This is a genomic window from Burkholderia sp. Bp8994 (genome assembly GCF_003853805.1).
In the GTDB taxonomy this organism is placed as follows: domain Bacteria; phylum Pseudomonadota; class Gammaproteobacteria; order Burkholderiales; family Burkholderiaceae; genus Burkholderia.
In genome coordinates this window covers 220,542-232,943 of the sequence record NZ_QTQH01000009.1, presented here as the reverse complement: position 1 = coordinate 232,943, position 12,402 = coordinate 220,542, and the positions used below count along the sequence as shown (strand labels likewise).

Annotated in this window: 10 protein-coding genes; 2 read left to right on the top strand and 8 right to left on the bottom strand. The window is 66.9% G+C overall.

Annotated elements, in window-relative coordinates; all coding sequences use genetic code 11:
• Complete coding sequence (locus DIE04_RS12275) at window positions 1-1,437, top strand: efflux transporter outer membrane subunit (protein WP_124520328.1); 1,437 nt, start codon at window positions 1-3, stop codon at window positions 1,435-1,437.
• A gap of 142 nt (window positions 1,438-1,579) precedes the next feature.
• Here the strand turns inward: DIE04_RS12275 and DIE04_RS12270 are convergent, their stop codons facing one another.
• The 4 genes from DIE04_RS12270 to glmS form a co-directional block, all read right to left on the bottom strand.
• Window positions 1,580-1,990, bottom strand: a complete 411-nt coding sequence (locus tag DIE04_RS12270) for a TIGR02594 family protein (protein ID WP_124488821.1) — start codon at window positions 1,988-1,990, stop codon at window positions 1,580-1,582.
• A gap of 329 nt (window positions 1,991-2,319) precedes the next feature.
• The gene (locus DIE04_RS12265) at window positions 2,320-2,544 is read right to left on the bottom strand and encodes a hypothetical protein (RefSeq protein WP_044847573.1); all 225 of its coding nucleotides are present in this window, start codon (window positions 2,542-2,544) and stop codon (window positions 2,320-2,322) included.
• 280 nt (window positions 2,545-2,824) lie between these two features.
• Entirely contained in the window at window positions 2,825-3,028 is a 204-nt protein-coding gene (locus DIE04_RS12260) for a cold-shock protein (protein ID WP_006485974.1), read from the bottom strand.
• Window positions 3,029-3,571: 543 nt separating this feature from the next.
• Window positions 3,572-5,389, bottom strand: a complete 1,818-nt coding sequence (glmS, locus tag DIE04_RS12255; protein ID WP_124520329.1) for a glutamine--fructose-6-phosphate transaminase (isomerizing) — start codon at window positions 5,387-5,389, stop codon at window positions 3,572-3,574.
• Window positions 5,390-6,661: 1,272 nt separating this feature from the next.
• Between glmS and wecB the strand changes: the two genes are divergently transcribed.
• Window positions 6,662-7,879: a non-hydrolyzing UDP-N-acetylglucosamine 2-epimerase gene (gene wecB / locus DIE04_RS12250; RefSeq protein WP_124488785.1), complete on the top strand. Its 1,218-nt coding sequence runs from the start codon at window positions 6,662-6,664 to the stop codon at window positions 7,877-7,879.
• Between the two features lie 144 nt (window positions 7,880-8,023).
• Here the strand turns inward: wecB and DIE04_RS12245 are convergent, their stop codons facing one another.
• From DIE04_RS12245 to DIE04_RS12230, 4 genes are all read right to left on the bottom strand, one after another.
• A complete protein-coding gene (locus DIE04_RS12245; RefSeq protein ID WP_124488822.1) occupies window positions 8,024-8,812 on the bottom strand; it encodes a hypothetical protein in 789 nt (262 codons plus the stop codon).
• A 102-nt stretch (window positions 8,813-8,914) separates the two neighbouring features.
• Window positions 8,915-10,777: a methyl-accepting chemotaxis protein gene (locus tag DIE04_RS12240; RefSeq protein WP_124523780.1), complete on the bottom strand. Its 1,863-nt coding sequence runs from the start codon at window positions 10,775-10,777 to the stop codon at window positions 8,915-8,917.
• Between the two features lie 149 nt (window positions 10,778-10,926).
• On the bottom strand, window positions 10,927-11,604 hold the full coding sequence (locus DIE04_RS12235) for an OmpA family protein (protein WP_124573036.1): 678 nt from the start codon (window positions 11,602-11,604) through the stop codon (window positions 10,927-10,929).
• A gap of 18 nt (window positions 11,605-11,622) precedes the next feature.
• Window positions 11,623-12,387, bottom strand: coding sequence for a flagellar motor protein (locus DIE04_RS12230; RefSeq protein ID WP_044847579.1), 765 nt, complete (start codon window positions 12,385-12,387; stop codon window positions 11,623-11,625).
• Window positions 12,388-12,402: the final 15 nt, after the last annotated feature.

The window sequence follows — 12,402 nt, the reverse complement described above, 5'->3', positions numbered from 1 at the left end:
ATGAAAAAGCTACTCGTCGCGCTGGCCGTCAGCGCCTTCGCCGCAGGGTGTGCGGTGCAGCCCGCGCAGCATCCCGCGCTGCACGATTCCGTCCAGTCGCTTGCGCCCGCCGCGTGGGACACCGACGTGCCGCGCGCCGACATCGACGCCGCCGCGTGGTGGGCGCAGTTCAACGACCCCGTGCTCGACCGGCTGATCGCGACCGTGCTCGACGGCAACCTCGATCTGCAGGCCGCCGCCGAACGCGTGAAGCAGGCGCAGGCGCTGACCGTGCAGAAGCGCGCGGTGCTGCTGCCGGAACTCGACGCGACCGCGCATGCGGCCGACGCGCGCCAGAACACGCCGCCGCCGCTCGGCTACGTGCGGCAGGCCGGTGCGGGGCTCGCGCTGAGCTGGTCGCCCGACGTGTTCGGCGGCGAACGGCTCGACCTGCTGGCCGCGCAGGCCGAGCTGGTCGGGCAAAAGCATGCGGAAGACGCGATGCGGCTCGCGCTCGCGGCCGATGCGGCATCCGCCTATGTCGACCTGCGCTGGGCGCAGCAGGAACTGAAGATCCTGGAGGACAACGCGGCGATCCGCCGGCATGCGCTCGAACTCACGCGCAAGCGGCAGGCGTTCGGGCTGTCGACGGAACTCGACGTCACGCGCGCGCAGAACCAGCTCGATGCGCTGGAGGCGCGGATTCCGCCGACGCAGGCGCAGATCGCGCATCAGCTCAACCTGATCGCCGTGTATTCGGGCCGCACGCCCGAATCGGTCGACCGGCTCGTGCTCGCGCAGGCCGGCGCCATTCCGGCGCCGCCGGCCGGGTCGCCCGCCACGCTGCCGTCGCAGGCGCTGCTGCGCCGGCCGGACGTGCTGACCGCTTACGCACAGGTCGAGCGGCGCGCGGCACAGGTCGGTGTCGCAAAGGCCGAGCGGTATCCGAAGTTCTCGCTGAACCTGACGGACGGGATTCTGGCCGCGTCGTATCTCGGCTTGCCGACGCTGACCGACAACCTGTTCAGCACGGCGCTGAGCGCGACGAGCCCGATCTTCAACGCGGGGCGGATTACCGCCGATATCTCGCAGAGCGAAAGCCGGATGCGCGAGTCTGAACTCGGGTTGCGGCAGACGATGCTGCAGGCGTTGCGGGAGGTCGAGGATGCGCGCGCGAACCTCGTCAGCAGCGATGCAGCGACGCAGCGGCTCGGCAGCGCGCTCGCGGCTTCGGACAAGGCGCTCGGGCTGGCGAACCAGCTCTACAAGGGCGGCGCGACGGATTTTCTGGACGTGCTGTCGGCGCAGGAGGTGTATCTGCGGGATTCGGACGCGCTCAACCAGGTCAGGCGCGAGCATGCGCTGGCGGCGGTCGCGTTGTATCGCTCGCTCGGGGGCGGGTGGAGCAGGAATGATGCGGCCGGTGGGCCCGAGGTGGAAGCCGTGGCGAAGAACTAGGCGCGATCACGATACGGCGCCGGCCTCGACACGTGCCGGGGCCCCGCTCTTCGGCCGCACGATCCCGGGCATTCGACCGACAACGCGATCAAGCAAGCCGCCAACCACGCGATTGCAAATTCGCGTATGCCGGAGGACGAGGTCATCCCGCGTCGGGCCAACGGTAACCGATCACTTCGTTCAGCGGGTACGCAAGCTCGCGTACCTCTTCAAGCTGATTGCCGCCGAACAGATGCACGTGCTCGTCGTCGTGGCGCAAGTAGAACCCGACATGCCCTTTCCAGCTCGCGGGATCGTCACGCGTCAGGATCGCGATGCAGCCGTAGACCGGGCGGTCCAGCGGGCGGCCCCATTCGAGCCACGAACGCGCGAGCGCGGACCCCGTGCCGCGGATGCCCGCATGCGTCATGCACCAGTTGACGAACGAAGAGCACCAGGAAATCTTGTCGTCGTAGCCGACCAGATTCGTCCGGTTGTTGTACTCGACGATGCGCGGGTTCACGCTGCCGGGCGGATGGCGGCGGATGCCGAGTTCGGCCAGGGCGACGGCCATCCACGGCGGATCGGCGGCGTCCGGGTTGCGCTCAGGATTTGCTCGGGTCACGTCGTTCTCGGGCGAGTGTGATGTGCGTGCAATCTTCGCACGGATGCGGAGGTCGGCACCACCGTTCGGTCAGCCCAGGCCTCTCATGTACGCCACCCGCTTCGACGCCGGGATGGCGTCATGCGCCGCCGGCGTCGAAAGGAAAATCCGGTAACCCGAATCGAGCGCGCGGCTCCAGTCGGGAGGTACGGAGTCGATCGCACGCGAGGTTCGGGCGCGCATTGTTGCGCGCCCGGGCGACTCACATGCGTCGGGTATCCGGTCCCACGGCGCTGCCTTTAACCGCGCGTATCGACCCAGTTGCGTGCCCAGCGTTCCGAGTGCCGCAATGCCTGCGCTTCACTCGCGAAGTAATCGAGCGAATAGAACCGGTAGCGGCCTTCGACAGACGCGCTATCGATGCGCTCGAGCAGCAGGTTGGCTGAAAAACTGCCATCGGGCAAACGATGCGCCGAGGGCCGGACGGCATAGCCGTTGTATTGATGATTTTGTGTGTTTTGCATTTTTAATTTTAATAATGTTCGGCTGCGCGCGTGCCGTGCGAAATGTGCACGGATGCGCCGATCCAACGCCATTGCGAGCTGAACCCGAAGCAGTCGGAAAGCGAAAATACGGCGCTGCGGCCGGAGGGGGAACGAAGTGCAGCGAGGTGTATGGCGCCTGGTTGGCGGCTCAATGAGCAGACGCAGCCGGAAACGAGCGCGCCAACTTTACGAGACCAAGCTCCGTGCGGATGTCGCTGCGGCCCGGCGCCCATCGTGGGATGGCCGGGCCCTTCAGACTTTACAGCGGCTTGATGTTGGCCGCTTGCAGACCCTTCGGGCCTTGCTTCGTCTCGAAGCTCACTTTCTGGTTTTCGGCCAGCGTCTTGAAGCCGTCGGCACGAATTTCCGAGAAATGAGCGAACAGGTCGTCGCCGCCGTTGTCCGGCGTGATGAAGCCAAAGCCTTTGCTGTCGTTGAACCACTTGACGATACCGGTATCCATGAAGATTCCTTGAGAAAAATGAAGATTTGCCCTGCTGGAGAGCGCGTGAAGCATCAAGGAGGGAGAGGACAACGAATACCGCTGAGGAGAGCGAGCAATTGATGAACAGCAATCGGACTTCTTGGACTTCGACGCACACACTAACTGCCGGGGAGATGCGCGTCAACGGCTAACTTGTAACTGTTTTACCCCGCGACCCGCTGTTCGGGCGAAGCGATGCGGCCCTGACTGACGGCGCGCGTGGCCTGGCCGGGCGCGCGTTGCACATGATCTCCGCACGAACGGGCCGATCGGCAACGATTTTCCCGCCTTCCGGTTTCCGTTCGATCCGCCCGTATCGTGTCGACAGCCTCCTCCGATTCCCTGCGCCCATGACGTCGTCGTGCTCGCCGGAAATCCGCTCGACGATATCGGCCTCGTCGCGGGAGAAGGCGAACGTGTCGCGTACGTGCTGCAGCGGGGCAAGATCGTGAAGGCCCGGGCGGCGGCCTTGCGCTGACCGTCCGCGCGGGCCGGCCGGCAATCGTCGGCCGGCCCTGCCCGTCACTCGACCGTCACCGATTTCGCCAGGTTCCTCGGCTTGTCGATATCCGCGCCGCGCAGGCACGCGGCGTGATACGCGAGCAGTTGCAGCGGCACGACGTGCAGGATCGGCGACAGCAGCCCGTAGTAATCTGGCATCCTCATCACCGACACGCCTTCGCTGCCGTCGATCCGCGTATCGGCATCGGCGAACACGTACAGCTGACCGCCCCGCGCCCGCACTTCCTGCATGTTCGACTTGAGCTTCTCGAGCAGCGCGTCGTTCGGCGCGATCGTCGCGACCGGCATCGCGTGTGTCACGAGCGCGAGCGGCCCGTGCTTCAGCTCGCCGGCCGGATACGCTTCCGCGTGGATATACGAAATCTCCTTCAGCTTCAGCGCCCCTTCGAGTGCGATCGGGTAATGCAGCCCGCGCCCGAGAAACAGCGCATTCTCGTGCCGCGAGAATTCCGCGGCCCAGCGCTCGATCTGCGGCTCCAGCGCGAGCACGTCGTCGAGCGCGCCCGGCAGCCGCCGCAGCTGCGTCGCATAGCGCGCAAGCTGCGCATCGTCGACGTAGCCGCGCAACCGGCCGAGCGTCACCGCGAGAATGAACAGCGCGACGAGCTGGGTCGTAAACGCCTTGGTCGACGCGACGCCGATTTCCGGGCCGGCGCGCGTCAGGAACCGCAGGCTCGTCTGCCGCATCATCGCGCTGGTCGGCACGTTGCAGATCGCGAGCGTATCGATATGCCCGAGCGCCTGCGCATACTTGAGCGCGGCGAGCGTGTCGGCGGTCTCGCCGGATTGCGACACGCCGACCACGAGCGTATTCGGCAGCGCGAGCGCATCGCTGTAACGGTATTCGCTCGCGATCTCGACCTGCGCCGGCAGGCGCGCGATCGTCTCGAGCCAGCGGCGCGCGGTCAGGCCGGAATAGTGACTCGTGCCGCACGCGAGGATCAGCACGTTGTCGATCTGCTCGAACGCGCGCGCGGCATCGGGGCCGAACGCCGCCGGATCGAACAGCCCCGCATCGGGGATGGTCGCGGCCACGGCCCGCGGCTGCTCGAAGATCTCCTTCTGCATGAAATGCCGGTACGGTCCGAGCTCGACCGAGCCTTGCGTCGACGAGACGGTCTGGATCGGACGATCGACCGGCGTGCCGCCGCGTTCGAGAATGCGCACGCCGCCCGGCGTCAATTCGACGATGTCGCCCTCCTCGAGAAAGATGAAGCGGTCGGTGATGCCGGCGAGCGCGAGCGCGTCGGACGCGAGGAAGCATTCGTCGTCCTTCAGGCCGACGACGAGCGGCGAGCCGACCCGCGCGCCGATCAGCCGCTGCGGCTCGTGCTTGCTGAACACCGCGATCGCGTATGCGCCGTGCAGCTGCGACGTCGCATCGCGCACGGCGGCGAGCAGGTCGCCGTGGTACTTGCTGTGGATCAGGTGGGCGACGACCTCGGTGTCGGTCTGGCCATCGAACTGGTAATGCTCGTCGGACAGTTGCCTGCGCAACGTCTCGTGATTCTCGATGATGCCGTTGTGCACGAGCGCGATCTCGTCGCGCGAGAAGATCGGATGCGCGTTGCAGGTGGCGGGCGCGCCGTGCGTCGCCCAACGGGTGTGCGCGATGCCGGTGCTACCGGACAGCCCGGCGCTGCGCACGTGCGCGTCGAGATCGGCGACGCGCGACACGCTGCGTTCGCGGCGCGCCTGGCCGTCGACGACGGTCGCCACGCCGCATGAATCGTAGCCTCGATACTCGAGGCGGCGCAAACCTTCGATCAGAATCGGAACGACGTTCCGTTGCGCGACCGCGCCGACGATGCCACACATGACACGTCTCCTTCCCCTGTTTCCGTTGATCGACCGTGCGCTTCTGTATCAACGCGATCCGGTCACCGTTGTCTTCGCCATCGTGAACCCGCATGGGCGGGAGCGAGCGGGGCGGCATCGGCGTAATGGCCGGCACACTCCGTCGCGTCGGCAACCTGCCGTGATGCGCGGTCAAGCGCGGCCTGCACGCCGCCCGCCCGGCACGTGTCGTCGCGCCTGGCAGGTTTGTCGTATCGGTATCCCCGCCCTTCCGTCGTCGCTCGAACTCGGACGGGCACGCCTGTCCTCCTGAACAAAGCAAGCGGTGAGCCATGGATCGCCCTGCCCCGTGATGCAATGGCCTGCGGGTACCCGATCGACGGGCTCGCGGCACGGATCGCGTGTTTTTGATTCACCGGTGAATCAGGGTTCACCTCCCCCCTAGCGGGATCTTCCGCCTTCAGTGAACCGAAACGTCGCGCGCCACCCTTTCTGCTGGTCGACCGCTGCAGGCTGTCGTTGCAGGGCTCTTGTCCGGCAACGCTCCGTGCGCGGCATGGCACACATCGACCAACCGACGTGCGGATATGGCCGGCCGGCTCCGGGCGGTCGTTACAGATACGCAACATTTCGCATCGCCCGCTACGGACGATGCGAGCGCCGCGATTCGTCAGGGTCATCCTTCGTGCGGAACCACTGCGTGGCAGCCGACGACGTCCCCCGGGTTGCCCGGACAAAACTCGCATGTCGAAACGCTCCGAGGCGCGTGACACGGCGCATGCGGTTCGATCGGCAGCCAGCGCGCGACGCAAGTCGCCATCCTCCGCATGACGTGACCGGCTCGATGGCGCAAACGGTCGGATTTTTACCCGCACCGCGGCAGGGCGCCGCAATCGCGCTCGTAGCAATTGTGAAACGTTCCCTGGCATTCCACCGGTGCGGCGCGAAGCGGGGCCGGCCACAGGGCCACTGGTTTGAATATTGCTCTATCGGAAGGAGGAACGGGTGCGGGCGCGCAGCGACGTGGAAACGTACGCGGCCTGACCGGCAGACATGGCGATCGACACAGCGAGAAATGCTCATGACGTGATTGACGAGGTGCAACGGGACGGCCGTAGTTCGACGATTGCGTGGCGCAGACCACGCGGACAAAAACGGCGCGCTCGCCCCGCAATACCGCTGCATGTCGCGCGACTGGCGCCGATACATGCGGGGACGGGACGGGTTGCCTGCAACCATGCCTGGCGCCAGACGCCGGATCTTCCGGCGCGAAGATGCTCAACGAGGACATCGATGAAAAAGATCTTGCTTGTGTTCGGAACTCGACCGGAAGCCATCAAGATGGCGCCGCTCGTCCGCGCGCTGAAGGCGCGCAAGGATGTCGATGCCCGCGTATGCGTGACCGCCCAGCATCGGGAAATGCTGGATCAGGTCCTTACGTTGTTCGACATCAAGCCCGACTACGATCTCAACCTGATGCGTCAGAGCCAGACGCTGACCGACGTGACGACCGGCATTCTTCAGGCGATCGGGACCGTCTTCGACGACTTGCGTCCGGACGTCGTGCTGGTGCACGGCGACACGACGACGACGCTGGCCGTCAGTATCGCGGCGTTCTACCGCTATCTGCCAGTCGGGCACGTGGAAGCGGGCCTGCGCAGCGGCGACATCTGGTCGCCGTGGCCGGAGGAATTGAATCGCCGCGTGACCGATGCGGTGTCGTCATGGCATTTCGCGCCGACGGGCCAGGCGCGCGACAACCTGTTCAGCGAAGGCGTGCCGGTGGGTGCGGTCGTGATGACGGGCAACACCGTGATCGATGCGCTGCACGACGTCAAGCGCATGCTCGACCACGATAGCGCGCTCCACGACAAGGTCGCCGCACACTTTCCGTTTCTCGAAGCGTCGCGCCGCGTCGTGCTGATCACAGGCCATCGCCGCGAGAGTTTCGGCGAACCATTCCGGCATTTCTGCGAGGCGCTCTGCACGCTCGCGAAGCGCTATCCCGATGCGCAGTTCGTCTATCCGCTGCACTTGAATCCGAACGTGCGCGAGCCGGCGCGCGCGCTGCTCGGCAGCGTACCGAACATCTACCTGATCGAACCCCAGGAATATCTTTCGTTCGTATTCCTGATGTCACGCTCGCACTTCATCATCACCGATTCGGGCGGCATCCAGGAGGAAGGGCCGGCACTCGGCAAGCCGGTGCTCGTCACGCGCGAGACGACCGAGCGGCCCGAAGCGATCCACGCCGGCACCGCACGGCTCGTCGGCACGGACCAGGAGCGGATCGTCTGGGAGGCGTCGCGGCTATTCGACAGCGACAGCGCGTACGAGGAAATGGCGCGCGCGAGCAATCCGTATGGCGACGGCCATGCGAGCGAGCGGATCGTTCATGCGCTGATGCACGCGCCCGGGGCGACCGCAAAGGCGACGAGCTTTTCGATGGGCGCCGCGGAGATGCCGTTCAACCCGCTCACCCTGGGGTTGCAGGCGTTGCGCTCGCGTTGAAGTCGCTCGCCGGACGGCATGCCGACGGTCGGCGACGCGTGATGTCGCCGACCGTCATTCGTCGGACGCGAACCTCCATCCAGCGCTGTCGAATCGCGCCGTGCGAGCGACGGCTGCGACCCGTGTCTGCCGCCCGCTATCCCGCTATCGGACCACGGCATCGGCCATCGATTGCGCCTGCGCGACCAGCCGCGGATAAATCCGCTGGGTCCCCACCTGCCTGGCGAAACACGCCTGCCGCGCGTTCTCGGGCACGCGCGCCGCGCCGCACGCCGCGATCGGGCGCAGCGTCACGCCCCGCCACAGGATATAGACGCGTTGGCCCTGCCGGACCGACACGGCCAGCGTGTTCGGCCCGTCCGGCACGCCGTCCTGGCTTTCGCCCAGCAGCCACGCCTTCACCACGCCGTCGGCCGGCTGCCGCTTGACGGGCAACTCGGCGAAGCGAAACGCGGCGGCATCGTCGCTGAATACGTGCGTGTAAAGCGTTTCGTTGCCGAACATCGCGGCGACGTCGTCGGTCGGCTTGATGCCGGCGTCCGCCGTGCTCGCCCAGGCCTTCAGCAGCGGAACGGTCGTCACGACGAGATGCGTCTTGCCGTCGTCCGACTTGAAGGACAACCCGTCCGGCCCCGGCGGCATCCCGTCGACCGGGCCAACGCTCTGCACCGTGCCCTCAGCCTGCGCAACGAACCCTCTCGCCCTGACCGTGCCAATTAGTTTGGCGAGCCGCGCGTTCACGTCGGCCGTGTACTGCCGGTCGAGGCCCGCCCGATCCTCCATCCGGGCCGCCGCCACGGCCGCCGCGGCCTGCTTCCGATAGGCAAGATACGCATCCGCCGGCGATGCGATCACCTTCGCCCCGACCGCGGCGAGCACCGCCGCGACCGCCACCGCCCCCACCCCGATCTTCAGTCTTGAAATGCGCTTCATTTTTATGACGTCACCGATTCCCGCGCTGACAGCGAAAACGGCTACCGTATCCCCACGGCAGCCGTCCCCCAGAAACGCGTTCATTCTAACGTCGCGCGGACGCTATTCATTTACCTTGAACGCCGATACCAGGCGCGTCAGATCCGCCGCCTGCTGCTTCAGGCTCTCCGCGGCCGCGGCGCTTTCCTCGACCAGCGCCGCGTTCTGCTGCGTCATCTGATCGAGCGACTGCACCGCATCGCCGATCTGGTCGATGCCCGCGCTCTGCTCCAGGCTCGCCTCGGCGATCTCGCTCATCATCGCGCTGACGCCCTGCACCTGCGACACGACATCGCGCATCACCTTCCCGGCCTCGCCGACGAGCCGCGACCCGGTGCTCACCGTCCCCGCACTGTGCTCGATCAGCGCCTTGATCTCCTTCGCCGCCTGCGCGCTGCGCTGCGCGAGGTTCCGCACTTCCGCCGCGACGACCGCGAACCCGCGCCCCTGCTCGCCGGCGCGGGCGGCCTCGACCGCCGCATTCAGCGCGAGGATGTTGGTCTGGAACGAGATGCCGTCGATCATCACGATGATCTCGGCGATCCGCCGCGACGCATCGCTGATCTGCTCCATCGTGGTCACGACTTCGCCCACGACCTGCCCGCCGCGCGTCGCCGTGTCAGCGGCGCCGGTGATCAGCTGCGCGGCCGTCGTCGCGGTTTCGGTGTTGTTGCGCACGACCGCCGTGATTTCCTCCATCGACGAAGCCGTCCGCTCGAGGTTGCCCGACTGCCCTTCGGTGCGTTCGCTGAGGTCGGCATTGCCCGACGCGATCTGCGCGGACCCGGTCGCAATCGACGCGGACGCCGCGCGGATCCGGTGGACGAGCGTCGACAACGACGATACGAAACGGTTGAACGCGTCCGACAGCTGGCCGATCTCGTCCTGGCTTTCGACCGTCATCCGGCGCGTCAGGTCGCCCTGGCCGCTCGCGATGTCCGACAGCAGCGTCGCCGCGCGGCGGATCGGCGCTGCGATCGCACGCCCGACCAGCCAGATCACGACCAGCGCGACGCCGAGGCCCGCGATCGCGGCGACGAGCGACGCACTGCGAATCGCACGCGTCACCGGCCCGAGCAGCTCGGCCTGCGGCACTTCGACGACCACGTACGCATTCAGCTCCGGAACGAACGACGTCGCGATGAAGCGCGCGCCGCCGTCGCCGTCGTAGCTCAGCGTCGCATACGGCTTGCCGGCCAGCAGCGTCGACGATGCGTCGCCGGGCAGGCCCGGTTCGTCCTTCAGGAAGTGCTTGCCGTCGATCAGCGACGCATCGCGATGCATCATGATCGCGCCGTCCGGCCGCACGAGGTACGCAAACCCGGTGTCGCCGATCCGGTATGCGGCGATTCCCTTCGCGAGCGCGTCGACGGACAGGCTCATGCCGGCCGCGCCGATCGGCGTGCCGTCGAGCTCCACCCGGCTGTTGATGAACATCATGTAGCCGCCGGCCGTGACCTCGCGGTCCATGTTCACCTCGTAGGCCTTGCCCGACGCGAGGAAATCCGTCAGCCACCGATCCTGGTCGGTGACCTTCCGCTGCAGGCCGGCTTCGTTGTAGTAGTTGCCGCTCTTCACCGACACCCACTGCACGGACGCCGCCTTCTGCTCGTCCTTCACGTTCTTCGCCAGCTGAATCCAGCTGCGCGTGCCGGCATCGGGTTCGCCGTCGGCCTCCCATTGCAGCAGGAACGCATCGCGCGCAAGGAGGCGCGACGCGGCAATCGGCCCGGCCATCTGCCGCTGCACGTCGGCGCGGATGCCGCTCACGGCCGTCGGCAGTTCCTCGCGGACGACGCGATCGCGCACGGCGTTGCCGATCAGACGGACGCTCAACCCGCTCGAAATCGCGACGAACACGAGCAGGCAACTCGTCATGCTGAGAATCAGCTTGTTCTGAATGGACAGCTTGCGCCAGAAATGCATGGGGAACCCTCGATAACCGCTCGGTCTGAGCCAGCCTGGGTTATCGGCAGGCACGCGCGGAATCGCATCGCCGGGTTCACATGTTCGTCATCCGAGATCCGATATGTCGTCGACGGGCGGCCGTCGCGCGCCCGTCGAGATTCGCGCGCTCAATACGCGACGAAGATCGTCACCCGCCGGTTGCGCGCCCGCGCGGCCGCATCGTCGCCCGCGACGAGCGGCTGCGTATCGGCCCGCCCGATCGCGGCGAGCCGGTGCGGCGCGACGCCGCGATCGGCCAGATAGCGCACGACGCTGCCCGCCCGCGCGGACGACAGCTCCCAGTTCGACTCGTATTTCGCGTTCGCGATCGGCACGCTGTCGGTATGCCCTTCGACGAGGATGTCGCCGCTCGCATGCGCGCTCAGCGCCTGCGCGATCTGGCTCAGCACCGGTGTCGCGTCCGGCAGCAAGCGCGCATCGCCGACGTTGAACAGGATCTTCGCGTCGATGCCGATCTCGATGCCGTGCGGCGCGCGCACGAGCGAGATGCGGCCGGTCGTCTTCAGCGCGTCGAGCAATGCGAGCCACGCGGGCATGCGCCCGGTCGCTGCGTCGGGCGCGCTTGCCGTCCCGCCGTCATGCCGCGCAAGCGTCTGATAACGCGCATCGAGCGCGTTGTATTTCGCGAGCTGCAGCACGTACAGCGCGAGAAACAGCACCATCAGCGTCGTGACGAGATCCGCGTAGGAAATCAGCCAGCGCCCGGACTGCGTGCCTTCGGCCTCATCGTCGTCGCGCCCGGCCGCGGCCGAACCCGCGCGCGCGCCGTCAGTTCGAGCGGTCATGTCGAAGCTCCCGGTGCGTCATGCGAGCGATTCCGCCGCGCGGCCGCGCACGTCGCCGGTCAGCCGCGTCTCGATCGTGTGAGGCGACTCCTTGCGCGAGATCGCGAGCAAGCCGTCGAGATACAGCTTGCGGAACCGCAGTTCGCTGTCGATCTGCGCGCGCAGCTTGCCGTAGAGCGGCAGAAACACGAGGTTCGCGAACGCGAGGCCGTAGAGCGTCGCGATGAACGCGACCGCGATGCCCGGCCCGAGCTGCGCCGGTTCGAGAATATGGCTCGTCACCTGCACCAGCCCGAGCACCGAGCCGAGAATGCCGAACGTCGGCGCATAGCCGCCGGCCTGGTGCCAGACGCGCGCGGCCGCGAGGCGGCTGCGCTCGTAGGCGTCGAGCTCGCGCTGCAGCGCGTCCTCGAGCACCGCGGTCGACACGCCGTTCGCGAGCAGTTCGAGCCCGCGCCGCGCGAACGGATGGATGCCGCTCACGTCCATCGATTCGAAGGCGAGCAGCCCGTCGAGCTTCGCGCGATCGCCCCACTCCAGCAGGTCGGTCAGGTGCTTGCGGTCGACTTCCTGCGCGCGCACGAACGCGAGCCGCAGCTGCTTCACCGCATCGAAGAAGCGCGCCCACGTATTCTGGATCATCACCGCGCCGAGCGTGCCGCCGAGCACGATCACGAGCGCTTCGAACTGGAACAACATTGAAAAATGTCCGCCTTCCAGCGCGAAGCCGAACACGATCGCCACGCCGCCGAGCAGCACGCCGGCCAGGGTCAACAGGTCCATGGATGTCTCCGTCGG

What these genes read in the sequence shown, in the direction of transcription:
- DIE04_RS12275 (WP_124520328.1), top strand. Translation starts at nt 1, where the DNA reads ATGAAAAAGCTACTCGTCGCGCTGGCCGTCAGCGCCTTCGCCGCAGGG.
- DIE04_RS12270 (WP_124488821.1), bottom strand. Translation starts at nt 1,990, where the DNA reads ATGGCCGTCGCCCTGGCCGAACTCGGCATCCGCCGCCATCCGCCCGGC.
- DIE04_RS12265 (WP_044847573.1), bottom strand. Translation starts at nt 2,544, where the DNA reads ATGCAAAACACACAAAATCATCAATACAACGGCTATGCCGTCCGGCCC.
- DIE04_RS12260 (WP_006485974.1), bottom strand. Translation starts at nt 3,028, where the DNA reads ATGGATACCGGTATCGTCAAGTGGTTCAACGACAGCAAAGGCTTTGGC.
- glmS (WP_124520329.1), bottom strand. Translation starts at nt 5,389, where the DNA reads ATGTGTGGCATCGTCGGCGCGGTCGCGCAACGGAACGTCGTTCCGATT.
- wecB (WP_124488785.1), top strand. Translation starts at nt 6,662, where the DNA reads ATGAAAAAGATCTTGCTTGTGTTCGGAACTCGACCGGAAGCCATCAAG.
- DIE04_RS12245 (WP_124488822.1), bottom strand. Translation starts at nt 8,812, where the DNA reads ATGAAGCGCATTTCAAGACTGAAGATCGGGGTGGGGGCGGTGGCGGTC.
- DIE04_RS12240 (WP_124523780.1), bottom strand. Translation starts at nt 10,777, where the DNA reads ATGCATTTCTGGCGCAAGCTGTCCATTCAGAACAAGCTGATTCTCAGC.
- DIE04_RS12235 (WP_124573036.1), bottom strand. Translation starts at nt 11,604, where the DNA reads ATGACCGCTCGAACTGACGGCGCGCGCGCGGGTTCGGCCGCGGCCGGG.
- DIE04_RS12230 (WP_044847579.1), bottom strand. Translation starts at nt 12,387, where the DNA reads ATGGACCTGTTGACCCTGGCCGGCGTGCTGCTCGGCGGCGTGGCGATC.